Consider the following 18,344-nt stretch of genomic DNA (forward strand, 5'->3'; position numbering starts at 1 on the left):
TCTTTTTTATTTTTCTAAAGCTAATAATAGTGTTTTTGTTAAAATTTTAGCTCCATAATGGAGTGCTTCGATATTAAAATTCATCTGAGGATGATGGAGACCTGGTGCCAGACCGCAGCCTAATCCTAACATGGTAGCTGATAATTGTGGGTTCTTCGCTGTATAAAAGTGAAAATCCTCACCTCCTTGAGATATGCAGCAAGGGATAACATTTTCAGAACCAAGTATATCTGTGATAGCGTTTTCAACAATAATAACTGCGTTTTCGTGCCGAGTGGCAGCTGGAACAAACTCTTCCACTTCGTATGAGATGGAAGCAGCTGTTTCATGAATGACATCTTCTACGATTTGATGGGCACGTTTTTTTAGCTCATCCATTAAATCATTCGTTTGTGCCCTTGCATCAATCGAAAAATGCGCTGTTTCTGGTATAACATTCGAAACAGAATTTTCGGTTTCGAGCTGAGTCATTTTGATTGAATAGGGGACAGCTGTTTCTAATTTAATCTGTTTTAATTTTTGAACGATTAAAGCCGCTGCTTCAATGACATTGATGCCGTCTTGTGGCCGGGCTGCATGAGCCTGTTTCCCTTTAATAGTCCCTTTAATAGTTCCTGCTGATCCGTGAATGATGATTGGGGCAGCCTTCATGTATGGGACTTCAAAATGGGGACGTACATGGACACCGAATAAATAATTGACATTTTTCAATGCACCTTCATCCATCATCTTTAGCGCGCCTTCTCCCATTTCCTCGGCAGGCTGGAATATAAAACGAAGGGTGTATTTTGGTATAATACCGCTTGCTTTAAAGGCTAATGCAGTATATAACACCATTGTACTGTGGGCATCATGTCCACAAGAATGATTGGCTTTTACAACTCCATCCACTTCCTGAACAAGTGCATCCATATCAGCTCTTAAAGCGATAACCTGGTCGGATTGTCCCGGAATTTCAGCTATGAAGCCATAATGATTAGGAAAACTTTTTATATGGATTCCGGCATTTTTCAACTTTTCTTTTAAATACAAAGAAGTTTTTTGCTCGTGCCAGCTTGGTTCTGCTAGATCATGAAGAGTATGGTAAGTTTGAAAAATAGACTCTTTGTTTTGCTCAATATATTGTAGCTGGTTCATTATGTTCCACCTCTTGATGTATAAAAATAGTTATTCAGTAAATACGTTGAAGCTGGAATACATCTTTTCTAATTTTTGTTGATGTGTTTGAATCCGTTCCTGATCTTTTTCGTAGATTCCCTCGATGATTAGGTCAACCAAGGTTATAATTGAAGCGATCGAATTGCTTCCTGTTTCTACGCTTTCTTCTGTTGTTAGGATGATATCTGCAAATCTGCCTACAGGTGATAGAAGTCGATCAGTAATGGCGATTAAGCAAAAGCCATTTTCCGCGGCATACTCAGCCAATTTAATCGTGCAGTTAGAGTATCTTGGAAAAGAGAAAACAACAATAACTGAATTATTGGTAAGGTTTGCAACTTTTTCGAATATGTCATCTGTTGGCGCGCATAATGTTACATGATCTCTTATGGTGCCAAGCATATAGGAAAACCAATAAGCAGCTGCATGTGATAGCATATGACCTGCGATTAGAACTTGATCTGCTTTTATAAGCGTATCAACAGCTTTCCATATTTCATCAATATTAGTCCGATTTAATAATTGTTTTAAAATATGAATCTCATTTAAAATCAATTTCTTGAATGGATCACTAGAACGGGTCGGCATCATAGTGAAATTGCTTTGGTCTGCTTGGTTTTTGAGTAATAACTCTTCCTGAATGATGTTTTGCATTTCACTGAAGCTTTCAAACCCCAAGGAATACGAAAGGCGAATGACTGTGGTTTCACTAACAGCTGCTTGTCTACCTATTTGAAATGCCGTTTTAAAGGCAGCTTGGTTAAGGTTTTCCATTAAGTATTTAGCTACTTTTTTTTGACCTGCTGATAGATCGGGGAATTTCTCTTTAACCAATTGCTTAAAAGGAGTTTGTTCCATTCCGTCACCCTTTCAAGAATGAAGGAAATCCTTCATTTGGAAAATATGTTGCAGGAAAAACTTTATTCAAAAATACCTTATCACAAATTTGTCAAAAATAGAAGGAGATTTTACACTTTTTAGACAATTAATATTTTTAAAAATAATTCAAAAAACTGGAACACAACTGTGGGATCGTCGATAATAGAATAAAATGAATGTAGGTGAAGGAAATGAATAGATGCGGCTGGGTCAATCAGGACCCATTATATCTTGCCTATCACGACCATGAATGGGGAGTGCCGATTTATGAAGATCGGCTGTTGTTTGAATATTTAAATTTGGAAGGGGCACAGGCAGGACTAAGCTGGTATACCATTCTAAAGAAACGGGAGAATTACCGAGAAGCTTTTGATCATTTTAATCCCGAAAAAATCGTGAATTATGATCAAAAGAAAGTGGAGGAATTGCTGCAAAATGAAGGCATCGTCAGGAACAAGCTGAAAATAAATGCGGTGATTACGAATGCCCACGCATTTCTTAAAATTGTTGATGAATTTGGTTCTTTTAGTGATTATATTTGGTCATTTGTCGAAGGAAAGACAATCCAAAATCACTTCAAAGACTTATCGGAAGTTCCATCAAAGACAGAGCTTAGTGATCTTCTAAGTAAAGAACTAAAAAAGCGAGGCTTTAAATTTGTCGGATCGACGATCTGTTATTCTTTTATGCAGGCAGTGGGAATGGTAAATGACCATGTTATGAGCTGCGATTGTTATAAACAGATGGTCAACCTCCATAAATAAAAAACTTTGCTCACCTAGTTGATTCGAGCAGAAATCAATTAACTTAAAAAAACCATAAAAAAGCGATGTCCACTTTACAAGGGTGACATCGCTTTTTTAGTTTCAATGATTACTACTAGGTTTATCAAGGATAAAATCAGATGCAGGAATGGGAATGATTTTTCCTCCGATTTGAACGTGAACGGTATCGTTGAAAATGGCTTTGACGATTCCTTTTAAGGAGATTGTAGAATTAACAGAGATTTTCTTGGATTCTTTTTCGTTGGCCACATAAATCAACACCTTTCAAAGATATCGAATGAAAGAAAAATAAGAATAGTTTTGTATCATATATAATTCGAAGGCATCGAGGAAATTCCTTCATGTTTTAGAAGAGATCGATAAATAAATTGAATAATCGGTGTGGTTCCAAATAAAAAAATAAAACATGAACTATAGTTCAAGTATTACATGCTAATGACAACTTGTCAATATAAAAGGTGAATAATGATTCATGTTTGGTGCTTGTGTTATGATAGGAAGGAGGTGGTAATATGTCAGATCAAGCTGACCTTCTTGTTGGTTCATTTCCATTTGTCCCTAAACAAGAACGGGCCCAACAAAAAAGAAATGCACTGCTTAATAGTGGACGAACATTATTTATCTTAAAAGGATACGAACAGACAACAGCTAAGGAAATTGCTTCACATGCAGGAGTGGCAGTGGGGACCTTTTATCGCTATTTTTCAGATAAACGGCAGCTTTTACTAGCTCTTTTGGAGGATCAATTGGACAAATTGCTGCCGCCGGAGCCAAGCTGGTTAGCCCATGATCCTGAATTGTTGCTAACAACAATGTTGGAAAAGCATTTTGAGCGGCTGAACCAGTTGGGGATACATCGAGTCCTGACAGAATTAATAATGAAGGATTCAGAGCTTGCTGAGGTTTTTCGTACAGCGAAAAGAAAAATTCACGCTAAAATTTTAGCAGGTTTAATTAAGGCATTTGATCACGGTTTAACCTGGAGAGATTTGGATTTGGAGACTGTCACATGGTCGTTGATCGTATTGGTTGAAAATGTTCAGGAAAAAGAATGTCAAAGTGGAATTCCAGCTAATTATCAAGAGATCGCAAAGGTTATTTGCCGTATGGTTTTTCCGCCGCAAGTTATAATCGAATTGAAAACCAAAAATATTACTAACATTTAAGTTGAGTCTAAATATATTCTAGGATGGATATATTTAGAACAGATGTTTTATCGAAATAGATTACTTCCTTCAAGAGGGAATGGTAGAACCTTTTAGTAAATGAGAGTGGTGAAAATGATGGCAGTGAAAGATTTTATGATTACCGATGTCATTTCTTCAAAACCAACAGATACCATAAAAGACGTCATGAAGTTACTTGTAGAGAAAAGAATTGGCGGTGTTCCAATTGTTGACGATGATGGCAAACTCCGTGGCATTGTTACGGATGGCGATATTTTAAGAATGATAAGACCAAAGGATCGGCAAATAGTAGATTATTTTTCTTTTGCGATGCTTTTAGAGGAAGAAGACTTGGAGCATCGGTTAATTGAAGTGGCGAATCAATCTATTATGAAAATTGCCAGAACAGATCGTATTGTCACCGTCCATCCGGAAGACGATATGAAAAAGGTTGTTATTCTTTTATCAAAGCATCATTTTAAAAAACTGCCTGTTATTGATCGAAGCCAGCATGTTGTTGGTGTCATAAGCAGGGGGATGCCATACGGGATATTCAATGTTCCATCTTATCGAATTTGAAATAATGAAATAACAGCCCGATACATCAGTGAGGTACCGGGCTGTTTGAATATCAATTTATTATGATTGAACAGGTTTTTCCAACAAGAATTCCGAGGTTGGAATGGTAATAATTTTACCGCCAATTTGTACATGAACGGTATCGTTAAAAATAGCTTTTACTATGCCTTTTAAAGATATGGTTGAGTTTACTGCGATTTTTTTAGATTCAGATTGCTTTGCCAAATGAATCAACACCTTTATTAAAAAATGTATGAACATATTATATCCGGATATACGGAAATTTGCGAGCTATTTGATGTTAAATCTTTATGACTTTTCACGAAATGTTATGTCAATTTGAATCACTTCTGACCGACTGCCGATTCTCAGTGGTGGTCCCCAAAAACCAAACCCTGAAGAAACAATAGCATGAAGCTGATTCTTTTTGAGATATCCCCAATCAAGTTCAAACATTCTTTTTGTGATTAAATGGTTAGGCGCCATTTGGCCTCGATGCGTATGTCCTGAAAGCAGCAGATCAACACCGCTTCTTTCTGCCAATGTTAGCTCCGCAGGCTGATGATCCATCATAATGATGGGAAGATTCACATCTGCCTCTTTTAATAATTCCTGTATAGGCATTCTTTGAATATCGGTTTTATCTTTGCGCCCGACAAGATAAAAGCTATTTTCAATTTTAATGATTTGATCGAGCATTATGTTGATATCGATACGCGCCATTTCCTTTAGAAACCCAGGAATATCTCCGCCATAATACTCATGGTTTCCCAATACACCATATATGCCTAGTGGTGCCTTAAGTTGCTTCATGATTTCTCCCATGTTTTTTTGAATAAATGGTTTAGGATCATCATCAACAATATCGCCAGGAAATAGGATCAAGTCTGGTTTAATGATATTTATTTCACGGACAAGTCTTTTTACATGTGAGATCCCTGAAAGTCTCCCAAAGTGCATATCTGATGCCATGGCAATTCTAAGTGATGGAAGTTTGGCAGCATGTTTTGGAATTTGAATGGAATACTTTCGTACAACGGGGCTATATGCATTATAAATACCATATATAAACAATAGTATTAGAGCAGTAAAGACGATTCCTCCACTCCAATCTATGACGAATGCGGAGGGGAGACCCATAAAAATGCAAAGCAAACCAAGAAAATTGGCAACAGGAAGCAAAAGTATTGCATATTGCATCACGCCAAACCAGAAGGAACCAATTAATTTAAAGATGGACCAGTGCTTCAAAAAGTGCCCAATTATATAAGAATAAGCAATTACTCCCACAATGGCGCCGAAAATCCATTGATCCTGAAACCCCCATAAAGTATGAAACCAAATCCAAGTATTCCAACCAATGTAAAATGTTAAGGCACTGTAGAGAACAATAATAGTGAGGAAATTAACAATAGATCGTGATTTCATTGATATCTCCTTAATAATGTGGTTTTCATATATTAAAAGAAAAAAAGATGAATAGTAGTTCAAGTATCACATGATCATAGTGGGCTGTCAATAAAACTGAATGGTGTCAGGCACCCATATTCAAGAGTTACAAAGTGCGATTATTCAATGTTCAAAATGTTAAAAATTACGACAGTGATAAAAAATAGACAATCTCTGTGCATCGCTTTACGGTACGGGGGTATGATATAATTGGAAAAAAGGGGGCGTGTTAATGTCTCATGAATGGGAACAAGAAGAAGAGTTGCATGATGAACTTGGCTGTTCACATCAGAACAGCGATCGGAAGAGCCATCATTCTGATAAAGTGAAAAATAACCTTATCACGAGATTAAATCGAATTGAAGGTCAGATTCGCGGGATTAAAGGGTTAATTGAAAAGGATACGTACTGTGATGATGTGATTAACCAAATTTCAGCTACCCAATCTGCTTTAAACAGTGTAGCTAAGATTTTACTTGAAGGACATTTGAAAAGCTGTGTGCTTGAAAGAATTCAAGAAGGGGATTTGGATGTGTTAGATGAGGTTTTAGTAACCATTCAAAAATTGATGAAAAAATAATGGAGGTATGATCATGATGGAAAACGTGACATTAAATGTAGGTGGTATGTCTTGCTCCCATTGTGTGAAAGCAGTCGAAGGAAGTGTCAGTCAACTTAATGGAGTTAAAAAAGTGGCAGTCAATCTGCAGAATGGTCAAGTAGATGTCGAATTTGATCCAAGTTTCGTATCTTTAAGCAAAATTAAAGAAACCATTGACGATCAGGGATATGATATAAAATAAATTTTAGCACTTGGGTATGAAATGCCTGAGTGCTTTTTTGTTTTTAGATGGTTATGTGTCTCTGCACGTCAATGAAAAGCAAGTGTTTATAAGGTATTTCGGCTCTAATAATGAGGATTTGGGGGGAATCCTGTTTCTTTATTGCCTCATTTGAATAATTGTCAAAATATTGCCAATTGAATCGCGTTGAGCAAAGGATATAGCAGATATAATAAAGTTAGGATTTATTAAGTTTATTGTAATAATGCATGAAAATGCCCATTCCAAAAGCAAGGAGGAGCAGGAAATGAAAACATTAATAGTTTATTGCTCATTCCATGGTACTACAGAAAAAGCCGTTGGCATTTTAAGTGAGAATCTCGAAGGTGAGGTTTTGACTGCTGACTTGAAACGAGACAAAGTTTACTTAGATATGCAGGATTTCGATGGCGTTATTATTGGCGGTTCGATCCACGCAGGTTCAATTCAAAGAAGAATCAAACATTTTATTAGTAAATATCATGATGAACTTTTAGAGAAAGATCTAGGACTGTTTCTCTGCTGCATGAGGGAGGGACAGATGGCCATTGAGCAATTTAATCATGCCTTCCCGCAAGATTTGCGAAAAAACTCAGTAGCCATGGGTCTCTTTGGCGGAGAATTACTCGTTTCAAGGATGAACTTTTTTGAACGACAAGTTGTAAAAAAAGTTGATCGAGTGGAAACCGACCGCTTAAATCTGGATATCAACTCAATTATGGAATTTGCTTATCGGTATAATTCCAGTAAAATTTTGGCTTAATCATATAAAATGAAAAACGTTCCTCTAGACAGGAACGTTTTTTTGGGATTAAAAATAGCAAGAGAATTAGAGAAAGGAATGAACTTTTAAAAGCAAATGGAAAGAAATGATTATAAATTTTAAAGAATCGGTACATAATGGAAAAAGTCAAAAGAACAAAAGAGAGGATTTAGAATGAAGATTTGGTTTAATAGATGGTTTACTACCGTATTGCATTTTATTGAAATGATCCGGGAAAATCCTGATCGACGAAAAGTTAAAATATATGGGACGCATCCGAATAAAGATGCTCTATACCTACAATATTGCGACTTTTCGTATGTTGAGCCTGATATATCAGGCACGGAATATATTGCTTATTGTTTAGAGTTTTGCAAAGTCCATGGGATTCATATATTTGTACCCCATAAAGAAAATGTTTTGATTGCTAAACACTTAGATGATTTTGAAGCGATTGGGGTAAAAGTGCTTGTATCTAATGATGTTCACCTTATGGAGACATTAGAAAACAAATCTGCTGCCTATCGGATGTTTTCTAATAATTGTTTAAATGGTACAAAAAATTTTACCATTCCTGAATATTATGTTGTTAATAATCTTGAAGAATTTAAGAAATCCTATCTGATGCTTCGGGAGCAGGGGCACATGGTTTGCTTTAAACCGGTAATTGGTGAAGGGGCAAAAGGATTTCGTGTAATAAAAGATGAAATCGAAACGATTGATCAGCTCTTTAATTGGAGCAGCGGGTATAGAATTTCCTATCGAAATGCCTGCGAGATATTAAGTCAGCAAGAATATTTTCCTGATTTAATGGTGATGGAATATTTAGATGGAGTTGAATATAGCATCGATTGCCTAGCATCTTCAGAACAATTATTTGCAGCAATCCCGCGAATGAAAGGGGAAGGAAGAGTAAGAGAATTGGTCGAAAGCCATGAACTAATTCAAATAGCACAGCAATTCTACCAACAATATAAACTTCCCTACGTCTTTAATATCCAAGTGAAATATAAAAACAATATACCAAAATTACTTGAAATCAACCCCAGAATGAGCGGTGGAATGCACATCAGCTGCCTATCCGGCATCAACATCCCATACCTCGCCATCAAAATTTTACTCGGAGAAAAAATAGAATACCCAAAACCACAATTCGGCATACGAGCGAGCTACATCGAAAAGGAACTGATCCTAAAAAATGGTGTCAGGCACCACAAAAAGACAATATAGGGAGTTTGTCCACCTGAGGTGGACAGTGGCTTCCTATATCTGGTGGCTGACATTAATTATTTATGGGGAAACCTGCTAGTTTTTTGGCGTAGAGCATGTTTGTGTGTAGGATTTCAAAGTAGAGGTCTGGATGGCCGGCGATGAGTGCGATTTCGTGTGATGGGTTGCATTGTTCGATATCTAATATTCGTATTCTTCCTTTTTCATCTATCGTCATATCAAATGTCACGTCTGCAATGTGTATACCTTGCTGTTCGAGTATTTTTATTGCATCGCATGCGATATAGATCACTTCTTTCATAAGTATATTAGAAGTTAATTCACTGAATTGAAAGTAATCTATTAAATGTTGCTTTTCTAATTTTATTAGCGGATAAATATTTTTTGTTTTGATATTTGTAACTTTTTGCCTAGCAAACATCCCCATATTCTCCCATAAGTCATTCTCATTTCTTGTCATAATGAGTCGGAAGTCAATTTTTCTATAAAGTTTAGGGTCTAATGATTCCTGTACAATCATTTCACCCTTTTTAAAGTATTTATCAAATAATGAATAGGCTTGGTCCTTATTCCCTAAATGAACACTTTTGATCAATCCTCTTGAGAGGGATGATAAGCTGATATATTTCCTGTCTCTTGAAAGATTGTATAAAATAGGTTCTCCGTAAGGACTTTTAGATTTCACAATAGTATATGGATGTTTTATAAGGAATTTATACAATTCTTTTTGAGATTTATATAAAATGGCTTCGGGAAGGTAATCTTTTACTTCAATAGATGAAGAGAATAAATTATTAATTTCCCATTTATTAAAAAAATAATCATTGAATACAGTGTCTCCAGAAATTGATTTAAAATGTTTAATCCAATTGGAGCTAACGGAGCTTGTCATGATAAAAATAGACGAGGGATAGGGGAATTTCCCTTTTTCCCATTGTTTTTTCGATGGATTAAATACATAGCCTTCAACTATTTGATTGGTTTTGTCAATATTTTCAAGTGAAAAGGCAATGATCATTCCGTTGATGTTACGATATTGAATCATATAATCATAAAGGTCATCCAGCTTTTTTTTTACTGAGTTATTTGAATAACCAGCTAGTAAACCTATATAAGGGCCAATATGAAATTCATTTTCGTAGATTTTAATCTCAAAGTGGCATTGAACAGGGATATTTAAGGAATTCATAATATCAGAGGACAGGTTTGCTTCATTTTCATTCATTTCCCCATTGAAATCGACCACAGCCTGAACTCTCCTGTTTCCAAAACAAATTTGTATTTCCCTTGATTGATGAATGCCTAATCTACTTGCCAGATTCGGATGAAGGCACAAACTTCTTTCTTGAAAGGTATGACAGGTGAAAAGTAAACAATTATCCATATTTCGCCTCCCACAAAACATGTCGATAAACTATAGTATGATGAAAAACCAAATTTGCTTTTGGGGATTCGTGTAAATTCGAAATCGAAAAAAGGCTGCAATCACCATTTAATCGATAATGTCCACCTGGGATGGACAAAAACGTCCATTTGTCTTTTTGTGGTGCCTGACACCATTAAATTGACACCATTAAAATCGTTTTACTATTGATTGGGGGTGAATTATTATAATGGTAGGTATTGATTGGAATGAGGAGCGGACAAGATGGAAGGGAAATGGCTGATTGCGGATCGGGATTTGAATGAGCGTGAGGGGTTAAAGTGGTTGTTAAAGTCGTCGTCGATTGCGGTATCGAGTATTTTTCTGGCGGCGAATTATCAGGAGTTTGTTGTTTTATTTGAGAGGGAGACTCCGGATGTAGTGTTAATAGAACTGGATATGATCAGCAGGGAAGAGTGGTCGACATTCAAGGGGTTGGTTCAAATCTATGAGCCTATATTAATTTTAACCAGTGCTGAAGCAACGTTTGAAAAAGCACGGTTGGCAATTGATTTGCAAGCATTAGATTTGTTGATTAAACCTTTTTCGACCACCAAGGTGAATTCCGTTTTTCAGAAGGCGTCTAAGAAGCAAACGGTAAAGCTGCGTCCTCAAGGTTCACACCTCCATTCGAATATTTATAATGAGTTATCATATGAATCCTTATTTGTACCACAGGCATCTGGATCGGAGAACTGCCATATCGCTGCCCTAAGAACAGAAAATGGAGAAAATATAGGCACACTTTATTCCTATTTAACGGAATATCCATTTAATGATTTGCTTGGAACGTTTCCTTTAAGTGATATGGTGATTTTATTATTTAAGGAAACTTGCAGCTCCATTAACGAACAATGCCAAAAGGTGATGAGACGTTGGGATGAGGAATTCTCTGAACCCCTGGCGATTTGTGTCCATTTAGGAGAATCACCATCCATAACCATAAATCAAAAATACGTACAAGTAAGAAAAATGCTTGAGTTCACCTATTATAAAGGTTATAGGCAAGTAATGGAATTTGAGTTCTTACCGGATTGGATTCATATCGATCCATTTTTAACTCCTCCTGAGCAGCGAGAATGGGTTGAGATGCTGAAAAGTAAGGATCTGGAAAAAATAAAGAAATGGCTGTATCAGGAATTTTTGCAGTGGCAGGGCCCATTCCCAGACCCAGGTCTCGTACGGATCAGATTGACAAGTATTCTCGCTCAAATTAGAAGATATATGAAAACGTATCATTTGGATGATGAACAAAGCTTCGAAAAAGAATATCGACATATTTTCCATTCCATCTTATACGACACAGTTCTTTATCGAACGGTACAAAATCTAATTTTGTTTATTCAAAGAATTTTTATAGGCGTTGAATCCAGTATTCGAAATTTTAAGCAAGATCCAGTAGAGAGAGGAATTTCCTTTATGGAGGAAAATTTTTCAAACAGTCAATTAAGACTGGAAGATGTTGCCCGATTTGTGGATCGGAATCCGTCTTATTTCAGCCATCTTCTGGCAAGCAAAACAGGGTCAAATTTTACAGATGTTCTTTCAGGAATTAGAATAAAAGAAGCGAAGCGGCTATTGACAGAAAGTAATAAGTCGGTAAAAGAGGTCTCCAATCTAGCAGGTTTTCACAATACCAACTATTTTAGCCGGATGTTTAAAGAACAAACGGGCATGTCACCGCGTGAATTTCGCATGCAAAAAGGTTCAGATTAAATACTGAGCCTTTTTTTTTCTAAATAAATTATACATTTTCTAAAAATTATATATGTTTTTGGACAGATTACCTAAATAATCTCTAGTTTTAAATAAAAATATTATATATTATCTAATGTTTAAGTCGTATTTTTCAAAACATTTCATTTTTATAATAAAGTCAGATAAATAACAGGGAGGATGTAAAATGGAAACGAATGCGACAACTAAAAGAGTAATTGAAAATTTTAAGGGTTCAGAGCTTCATGCTAAAGGTTGGATTCAGGAAGCGGCCTTACGTATGCTTATGAACAATTTAAATCCGGAGGTTGCAGAAAGACCAGAAGATTTAGTTGTTTACGGCGGGATCGGTAAAGCTGCACGTAACTGGGAATCTTATGACGCAATTGTGAAAACGCTTTTAGAGCTAGAAGACGATGAAACGCTTTTAATTCAATCAGGTAAACCAGTAGCCGTCTGGAAGTCGCATAAAGATGCACCACGCGTCCTATTAGCTAACTCAAACCTTGTTCCTGCCTGGGCAAATTGGGATCACTTTCATGAACTGGATAAAAAGGGTTTAATCATGTACGGCCAAATGACCGCTGGAAGCTGGATTTATATTGGCAGCCAAGGAATTGTTCAGGGAACATATGAAACATTCGCTGAACTTGCTCGTCAGGAATTCGGTGGAACGTTGAAACATACTATCACTTTAACGGCAGGACTTGGGGGCATGGGCGGTGCACAGCCTCTGGCAGTAACTATGAATGATGGTGTATGTATTGCTGTTGAAGTAGACGAATGGAGAATTGATCGCCGAATTGAGACTAGGTATCTTGATGTTAAAACAAAAGACCTTGATGAAGCGTTGAAATTAGCGTTTGAAGCGAAAAAAGAAGGTAAAGCGTTATCTATTGGACTACTTGGAAATGCGGCTGAAGTTTTACCAGAAATGATTGAGAAAGGGTTCAATCCAGATGTTTTAACAGATCAAACATCTGCGCATGATCCATTAAATGGATATATTCCTATCGGATATACATTAGAAGCTGCTGCTAAATTAAGAGAAGAAGATCCAGTGCTATATGTAAAACTTTCCAAGCAAAGCATGGCCACACATGTTAAAGCAATGCTAACGATGCAGCAAAAAGGTGCAGTTACTTTTGACTATGGTAATAATATCCGCCAAGTGGCTAAAGACGAAGGTGTGGAAAATGCCTTTGATTTCCCAGGATTTGTTCCTGCATACATCCGCCCATTATTTTGTGAGGGGAAAGGGCCATTTCGCTGGGCAGCATTATCAGGAGACCCAGAGGATATCCGTAAAATTGACGAAGCGTTACTCCGTGCGTTCAAAGATGATGAGCACCTTTGTAAATGGGTTCGTATGGCCCAAGAAAAAATTGCCTTCCAAGGGCTTCCAGCTCGTATTTGCTGGTTAGGTTACGGCGACCGTGCTCGATTTGGAAAAATTATTAATGATTTAGTTGCATCTGGTGAAGTATCTGCTCCGATCGTTATTGGACGTGACCATCTAGATGCCGGTTCAGTTGCTTCGCCTAACCGAGAAACTGAAGCGATGAAAGACGGCAGTGATGCAGTTTCCGATTGGCCTATTCTCAATGCTATGATTAATGCTGTCGGCGGCGCAAGCTGGGTATCTTTACATCATGGTGGCGGCGTAGGTATGGGATACTCTCAACACTCAGGGATGGTTATAGTGGCAGATGGTACGAAAGAAGCGGAAGTTCGACTACAGAGAGTTCTAACCACTGACCCTGGTATGGGAGTTGTCCGTCATGCGGATGCTGGTTACGAGCTTGCAATAAAGACAGCGAAAGAAAAAGGCATTAAAATGCCAATGCTTAAGCAAGACTAAAATGAGGGGATTTGAAACGAATGAGGAAGGCTCTTTTTATAAGAAATGCTTCTCAGCTCGTTACTTTAGAGGGGAGCTCCAATGCTCCCCTTATTAAGGGCGCGATGTCTGAGCTTAAGATAATCGAAAATGGCAGTGTTTGGATTGAAGATGGAGTCATCCAGGCAATAGGCACTGATAAGGAGTTAGCACTCCGTTATGCTGCTCGATTAGGCGAAGCTGATTTAGTTGATGCGACTGGTAAACTTGTGACACCAGGTCTGGTCGATCCTCACACGCATCTTGTTTTTGCCGGCAGCAGGGAAAATGAGTTTAATATGCGTCTTCAAGGTGCTACGTATATGGAAATTATGAATGCTGGCGGCGGGATTCATTCGACAACAAGAGCAACACAAGCTGCCACACATGAACAACTTTTTACCGAAAGCTATGATCGGTTAAATCAATTCCTTCGCCACGGTGTTACAACGGTGGAAGCAAAAAGCGGCTATGGTATGGAGTGGGAAACTGAACTGAAACAACTTGAGGTGGCAAAAGAACTTAACGAAAAACATGTGATCGATGTTGTTCCAACATTTATGGGGGCACATGCAGTCCCAAAGGAATATAAAGAAAATCCAGATGTATTTGTGGATTTATTGATCAAGGAAATGATTCCAAAGGTTGCAGAGTTTGGCCTTGCGGAATTTAACGATGTATTTTGTGAAAAAGGTGTTTTTACACCAGAGCAGTCAAGAGAAATCTTGGAGGCAGGAAAACGCCATGGGCTTGTGGCAAAAATTCACGCCGATGAAATCGAACCATATGAAGGGGCAGAACTTGCCGCGGAAGTCGGTGCAGTTTCTGCCGACCATTTGTTAAAAGCATCAGAAAAAGGAATGAAGGCCATGGCGGAAAAAGGGGTCGTAGGAGTGTTGCTGCCTGGCACCGCTTATTTTTTGATGGCAGAGTCCGCTAATGGACGGAAAATGATTGATATAGGGGTACCTGTTGCCCTCTCAACAGATTGTAACCCAGGTTCATCACCAACTGTTTCACTACCATTCATTATGAGTTTAGGATGTTTGAAGATGGGTATGACACCGGCTGAAGTAATTGCAGCAGTGACGATCAATGCAGCCCATGCGATAAATCGCGGCAGCGAAATAGGTAGTCTTGAAGTGGGTAAAAAAGGCGATGTTACAATCTTTAATGTTTCAAATTATATGAAGCTTCAATATTCCTATGGTGTTAATCATGTGGACACAGTAGTAAAAAATGGCCGAGTGGTTGTAGTAGGAGGCCAGCTTGCATGAAAAGCTTTCTTTATCCAAAACTAACTCCCCCTGTTTTCACTTGGGTGCGCACGGAAAATGGATTAAGGTCTTCGGGGAAAGTTCATGAATGGATTGAGCCGCTAACATCAGATTCTGATCCGGAAACATGTAAGGAAGCGGATGTGATCGTGCTCGGTGTTCCACTTTCAAGGTCTTCTATAAGTGCTTCAGGTGCTTCGGAATTTCCAGATGCATTTCGCAGAATGTGGAAAGGCTTTACCACCTATAACATAGATGAAGATGTGGATCTATCGCAATTAGTTGCACTGGATGCCGGTGATGTTCCAATGCATGTAACGAATATCAGCCGCTGTCATGATAATATCATTCAGGCATCAGAAGTCATTCATCAACATTTTAGTGATTCCAAGGTCTGTGCGATCGGCGGTGATCATTCTATTACAGCAATGATGGTTAAAGGCCTTCATAAGGCTAAACCTGAGAGCAAAATTGGCATACTTCAGTTTGACACGCATTTTGATTTACGTGATTTGACAGATAATGGCCCATCAAACGGGACACCGATGCGGAACTTGATAGAAAGCGGTGTCGTGAAAGGATCCAATATGTACAATATTGGACTACATGGATTTTTTAATACAAAAGATTTAAAAGAATATGCGGATGAGCAAGGTGTAAATTATATTACATTGGGCCGCGCCCGAAAAAAAGGCATTCCAGAAACGGTAATGGGATGTCTGGAAGAACTGACAGCAAAGGTTGACGTTATCTATCTAACCGTCGATATGGATTGCCTTGACATAGCCTATGCCCCAGGAGTACCGGCATCAACACCAGGCGGAATGACAACAGCCGAACTAATCGATGGCGTCCTCACAGCCGCAAAGCATCCAAAAGTAAACGTCATGGACATCGTCTGCCTAGACCCTCTAAAAGACACCATGGTTCAGCCAACGGTCAAACTCGGCACCCACATATTCCTAACATACCTAACCGGCATAGCTCTAAGAAGTAGCATCTAAGAGGTGTCAGGCACCAAAGAAAGACAAATTAAACATTTTGTCCACTTAGAGTGGACACATATATTACCATTTTCTTTAAGCCCTCATGAAAGTCATGATGGCTTTTTCTATTTATCCTTTAGGATTAATTGATAAATGGAGCTTTATTAATTGATTAGGTAGTTCAAATATGATGTAGGTATTTTCTTTTATTAATATTTTTTCTGTATTGATGGTTGAAAGATTACTTTTCATTTGAAGGGAATTATAATGAAACCGAATCATTCAATAGGGAGGAATTTAAATTGACTCGTTCTCATTTTATTATTAATGGATCATGGCAAGGAAATCGGGAGGGGGTGGGGATGATCCGCCTTCCAGGGGGAGAAAATCTTGAAGTATCTGTTCCAAAAGAATTAGACGGACCGGGTGTTGGTGCAAATCCAGAGGAATTACTCATCTCTTCAGCAAATAATTGTTATATGATCACTCTTTCCTCCATGCTGAGCAACAGGAAAATTGAGGTGGAGAAACTGGAGGTTGTTTCTGAGGGTATCGTTGAAAAAATTGATGGGAAACTCCATTTTAAACAAATTATTCATAAAGCTAATCTTTCAATAAGAGGCACTTCAGGTGTTACAGTAGAAAAATTGGAGGAAATTGTGTTCCGGGCAGAAAAAGCATGCTTCATCGGAAATATATTAAGAAACAGCATAGACTTATCAGTCATTCCAATAGTAGAACTCATATGAATTTAATATAATCATATTATGTTAACTAAAATAAAATTTGATTATTTCCCTTCCCAAAAATGGAAGGGCTTTTTGGTGTACGTTGAGGACGGATATTTGCAGCCAAACGTTTCTGACGCTAAAAATCCGGGGGCACAATAGGTGAATTGAAATAAAACTCCCAAACCGTTAAGACATAGCGTTATTTTTCGATAATGCATTCAGAAACAGCAATAGTACGTATCAATTTATACAAAAAGTTGAAAACAATTAGATTTAACATAAAAATATTATGTAAACTCTATTCGTTTTATTAGTCCCCTTTAAAGGCAGATGGAAAAATGCTTGGTAATATAATAAATCGAATTGAAAACTGGACGTTGTTTTTAAGGGGATAGTTGTTAAAGGTGATAATAAAAAGCATTTCGGGGAGAAAATGCAAGCGATTAGCTATTAAATTAAGAAACATTTGATATATCAGGTATAACAAAAATAGAGATTTTACAAGACAAACTAAATAAATTATTACACATCAATGATTAGTTTGAAAATGGTATGATTTAAACGTATTATTGAGTTCTTAATTTAAATCTTATTATTAAAGAAAATGGGATTTAGCGGGGAAATTTCAAAAAGGAACCATTTTTATAATTATCCCCATATAAAAAACCCTGAATTGATCAAGGTTCTATTTTTTATTATTATAAATTTTTTTGACGTATTTAATGATGTATTCATTATCTTCTTTAATGTTTAGGAGTTCTTTTTTTAATTCGGAAATGTTTTGATTAAGCTTATAAATATCATTTGTGAGTTTCTCTATTTTAGATCCCAAATCCTCTGAAGTAATGGGTACAGAAAGGGCTGAGTTTTCCGTTTTTTCAAGCTCTGCAACAGTATTCATCAGTGAATCGGTTTTTAAAAGATTTGCCGCCATTTGCATGATTGAATTCAAGTCAATCGAATTCTCATTTTTAATTAAACTTTGGGCAAGATTTCTAAAGTAGCTATTGTCTTCATTGTTATTAGGATTCAGTCCAGTTTGTTCATTCATGTTTTCACTCATAATTTAACCACCTTTTTATTCAAAATATAATAGGTTCAAAAATTCTTTATATCATATGTGTTATCGGAAAAAAGTAATGTGTAAACATCATAATAGAAGGGAATATTTACAAATTGTTATCTTATAAGAAACACCCTGGAAGATTATTTAAAATAATCTTCCAGGGGATTATTTAAGTCAAAATCCAGGAAATCCTAGGGATCACGAACTGTAGCCAAAATGGCATTATTAATTGCTGTTGCAGCAGCATTTAAGCCAAATAACTCTGCGACAATCAAAGCAAGGAATAAAAGAACAACCACAAGGAGTTTTCCTAGAGAAGTAATAACACTATCAGTTGAAATAACCACTTTTTCTCCCCCCTATTTAGATCAAATCTATAAGAGGCCTCTTACAATAAATATACTATGTAAAAATAATGGACAAGCATAAACTTATA

Annotated in this window: 20 protein-coding genes; 12 read left to right on the top strand and 8 right to left on the bottom strand. The window is 37.2% G+C overall.

Annotated features, from left to right (window positions below; all coding sequences use genetic code 11):
- Positions 1 to 6: 6 nt before the first annotated feature.
- Positions 7 to 1,137 carry an amidohydrolase gene (locus HPT25_RS18865; protein WP_173067680.1) on the bottom strand — a complete coding sequence of 377 codons (1,131 nt, stop codon included), beginning with the start codon at positions 1,135 to 1,137 and terminating at the stop codon, positions 7 to 9.
- Between the two features lie 30 nt (positions 1,138 to 1,167).
- Positions 1,168 to 2,016 carry a MurR/RpiR family transcriptional regulator gene (locus tag HPT25_RS18870; protein WP_173067683.1) on the bottom strand — a complete coding sequence of 283 codons (849 nt, stop codon included), beginning with the start codon at positions 2,014 to 2,016 and terminating at the stop codon, positions 1,168 to 1,170.
- A 212-nt stretch (positions 2,017 to 2,228) separates the two neighbouring features.
- On the opposite strand from HPT25_RS18870, the gene HPT25_RS18875 reads away from it, so the two are divergent.
- On the top strand, positions 2,229 to 2,801 hold the full coding sequence (locus tag HPT25_RS18875) for a DNA-3-methyladenine glycosylase I (protein WP_173067686.1): 573 nt from the start codon (positions 2,229 to 2,231) through the stop codon (positions 2,799 to 2,801).
- Between the two features lie 102 nt (positions 2,802 to 2,903).
- Here HPT25_RS18875 and HPT25_RS18880 read toward each other — a convergent pair whose 3' ends face one another.
- Positions 2,904 to 3,083, bottom strand: coding sequence for a hypothetical protein (locus HPT25_RS18880; protein ID WP_217269999.1), 180 nt, complete (start codon positions 3,081 to 3,083; stop codon positions 2,904 to 2,906).
- A 251-nt stretch (positions 3,084 to 3,334) separates the two neighbouring features.
- Here HPT25_RS18880 and HPT25_RS18885 point away from each other — a divergent pair, with 251 nt between their 5' ends.
- Positions 3,335 to 3,988, top strand: a complete 654-nt coding sequence (locus HPT25_RS18885; RefSeq protein ID WP_173067692.1) for a TetR/AcrR family transcriptional regulator — start codon at positions 3,335 to 3,337, stop codon at positions 3,986 to 3,988.
- Between the two features lie 99 nt (positions 3,989 to 4,087).
- Positions 4,088 to 4,567, top strand: a complete 480-nt coding sequence (locus tag HPT25_RS18890) for a CBS domain-containing protein (RefSeq protein WP_217269755.1) — start codon at positions 4,088 to 4,090, stop codon at positions 4,565 to 4,567.
- Between the two features lie 60 nt (positions 4,568 to 4,627).
- Here HPT25_RS18890 and HPT25_RS18895 read toward each other — a convergent pair whose 3' ends face one another.
- Positions 4,628 to 4,792, bottom strand: a complete 165-nt coding sequence (locus HPT25_RS18895) for a hypothetical protein (RefSeq protein WP_173067695.1) — start codon at positions 4,790 to 4,792, stop codon at positions 4,628 to 4,630.
- An 84-nt stretch (positions 4,793 to 4,876) separates the two neighbouring features.
- Positions 4,877 to 5,995, bottom strand: coding sequence for a metallophosphoesterase (locus HPT25_RS18900; RefSeq protein WP_173067698.1), 1,119 nt, complete (start codon positions 5,993 to 5,995; stop codon positions 4,877 to 4,879).
- Positions 5,996 to 6,248: 253 nt separating this feature from the next.
- Here HPT25_RS18900 and HPT25_RS18905 point away from each other — a divergent pair, with 253 nt between their 5' ends.
- From HPT25_RS18905 to HPT25_RS18920, 4 genes are all read left to right on the top strand, one after another.
- Positions 6,249 to 6,596 (top strand): metal-sensitive transcriptional regulator, encoded by a 348-nt coding sequence (locus HPT25_RS18905; protein WP_246277228.1) that lies wholly within the window; start codon positions 6,249 to 6,251, stop codon positions 6,594 to 6,596.
- Positions 6,597 to 6,612: 16 nt separating this feature from the next.
- Complete coding sequence (copZ, locus tag HPT25_RS18910) at positions 6,613 to 6,819, top strand: copper chaperone CopZ (RefSeq protein ID WP_173071275.1); 207 nt, start codon at positions 6,613 to 6,615, stop codon at positions 6,817 to 6,819.
- 286 nt (positions 6,820 to 7,105) lie between these two features.
- Entirely contained in the window at positions 7,106 to 7,600 is a 495-nt protein-coding gene (locus HPT25_RS18915) for a flavodoxin domain-containing protein (RefSeq protein ID WP_173067702.1), read from the top strand.
- A gap of 174 nt (positions 7,601 to 7,774) precedes the next feature.
- Complete coding sequence (locus tag HPT25_RS18920; protein ID WP_173067705.1) at positions 7,775 to 8,830, top strand: ATP-grasp domain-containing protein; 1,056 nt, start codon at positions 7,775 to 7,777, stop codon at positions 8,828 to 8,830.
- Between the two features lie 52 nt (positions 8,831 to 8,882).
- On the opposite strand, the gene HPT25_RS18925 is transcribed toward HPT25_RS18920, so the two are convergent.
- Positions 8,883 to 10,214 (bottom strand): YheC/YheD family protein, encoded by a 1,332-nt coding sequence (locus HPT25_RS18925; protein WP_173067708.1) that lies wholly within the window; start codon positions 10,212 to 10,214, stop codon positions 8,883 to 8,885.
- Positions 10,215 to 10,478: 264 nt separating this feature from the next.
- On the opposite strand from HPT25_RS18925, the gene HPT25_RS18930 reads away from it, so the two are divergent.
- From HPT25_RS18930 to HPT25_RS18950, 5 genes are all read left to right on the top strand, one after another.
- The gene (locus HPT25_RS18930; protein WP_173067711.1) at positions 10,479 to 11,969 is read left to right on the top strand and encodes a helix-turn-helix domain-containing protein; all 1,491 of its coding nucleotides are present in this window, start codon (positions 10,479 to 10,481) and stop codon (positions 11,967 to 11,969) included.
- 187 nt (positions 11,970 to 12,156) lie between these two features.
- Positions 12,157 to 13,830 (top strand): urocanate hydratase, encoded by a 1,674-nt coding sequence (gene hutU, locus HPT25_RS18935; protein WP_173067714.1) that lies wholly within the window; start codon positions 12,157 to 12,159, stop codon positions 13,828 to 13,830.
- Positions 13,831 to 13,850: 20 nt separating this feature from the next.
- Positions 13,851 to 15,125: an imidazolonepropionase gene (gene hutI, locus HPT25_RS18940; RefSeq protein WP_173067717.1), complete on the top strand. Its 1,275-nt coding sequence runs from the start codon at positions 13,851 to 13,853 to the stop codon at positions 15,123 to 15,125.
- Positions 15,122 to 16,129, top strand: coding sequence for an agmatinase family protein (locus tag HPT25_RS18945; protein ID WP_173067720.1), 1,008 nt, complete (start codon positions 15,122 to 15,124; stop codon positions 16,127 to 16,129). Before hutI ends, HPT25_RS18945 begins: the two co-directional genes overlap by 4 nt.
- 284 nt (positions 16,130 to 16,413) lie before the next feature.
- Positions 16,414 to 16,860, top strand: a complete 447-nt coding sequence (locus HPT25_RS18950) for an OsmC family protein (protein WP_173067723.1) — start codon at positions 16,414 to 16,416, stop codon at positions 16,858 to 16,860.
- 667 nt (positions 16,861 to 17,527) lie between these two features.
- On the opposite strand, the gene HPT25_RS18955 is transcribed toward HPT25_RS18950, so the two are convergent.
- Complete coding sequence (locus HPT25_RS18955; RefSeq protein WP_173067726.1) at positions 17,528 to 17,905, bottom strand: hypothetical protein; 378 nt, start codon at positions 17,903 to 17,905, stop codon at positions 17,528 to 17,530.
- A gap of 194 nt (positions 17,906 to 18,099) precedes the next feature.
- Positions 18,100 to 18,255 (bottom strand): hypothetical protein, encoded by a 156-nt coding sequence (locus HPT25_RS18960; protein WP_173067729.1) that lies wholly within the window; start codon positions 18,253 to 18,255, stop codon positions 18,100 to 18,102.
- Between the last annotated feature and the right edge of the window lie 89 nt (positions 18,256 to 18,344).

Source organism: Neobacillus endophyticus (assembly GCF_013248975.1).
In the GTDB taxonomy this organism is placed as follows: Bacteria; Bacillota; Bacilli; order Bacillales; family Cytobacillaceae; genus Neobacillus; species Neobacillus endophyticus.

Coding starts and splice junctions, on each gene's coding strand:
- HPT25_RS18885 (WP_173067692.1), top strand. CDS start 3,335: ATGTCAGATCAAGCTGACCTTCTTGTTGGTTCATTTCCATTTGTCCCT.
- HPT25_RS18925 (WP_173067708.1), bottom strand. CDS start 10,214: ATGGATAATTGTTTACTTTTCACCTGTCATACCTTTCAAGAAAGAAGT.
- hutU (WP_173067714.1), top strand. CDS start 12,157: ATGGAAACGAATGCGACAACTAAAAGAGTAATTGAAAATTTTAAGGGT.
- HPT25_RS18870 (WP_173067683.1), bottom strand. CDS start 2,016: ATGGAACAAACTCCTTTTAAGCAATTGGTTAAAGAGAAATTCCCCGAT.
- HPT25_RS18900 (WP_173067698.1), bottom strand. CDS start 5,995: ATGAAATCACGATCTATTGTTAATTTCCTCACTATTATTGTTCTCTAC.
- copZ (WP_173071275.1), top strand. CDS start 6,613: ATGGAAAACGTGACATTAAATGTAGGTGGTATGTCTTGCTCCCATTGT.
- HPT25_RS18875 (WP_173067686.1), top strand. CDS start 2,229: ATGAATAGATGCGGCTGGGTCAATCAGGACCCATTATATCTTGCCTAT.
- HPT25_RS18920 (WP_173067705.1), top strand. CDS start 7,775: ATGAAGATTTGGTTTAATAGATGGTTTACTACCGTATTGCATTTTATT.
- HPT25_RS18915 (WP_173067702.1), top strand. CDS start 7,106: ATGAAAACATTAATAGTTTATTGCTCATTCCATGGTACTACAGAAAAA.
- HPT25_RS18890 (WP_217269755.1), top strand. CDS start 4,088: ATGAGAGTGGTGAAAATGATGGCAGTGAAAGATTTTATGATTACCGAT.
- HPT25_RS18945 (WP_173067720.1), top strand. CDS start 15,122: ATGAAAAGCTTTCTTTATCCAAAACTAACTCCCCCTGTTTTCACTTGG.
- HPT25_RS18930 (WP_173067711.1), top strand. CDS start 10,479: ATGGAAGGGAAATGGCTGATTGCGGATCGGGATTTGAATGAGCGTGAG.
- HPT25_RS18955 (WP_173067726.1), bottom strand. CDS start 17,905: ATGAGTGAAAACATGAATGAACAAACTGGACTGAATCCTAATAACAAT.
- HPT25_RS18865 (WP_173067680.1), bottom strand. CDS start 1,137: ATGAACCAGCTACAATATATTGAGCAAAACAAAGAGTCTATTTTTCAA.
- HPT25_RS18905 (WP_246277228.1), top strand. CDS start 6,249: ATGTCTCATGAATGGGAACAAGAAGAAGAGTTGCATGATGAACTTGGC.
- hutI (WP_173067717.1), top strand. CDS start 13,851: ATGAGGAAGGCTCTTTTTATAAGAAATGCTTCTCAGCTCGTTACTTTA.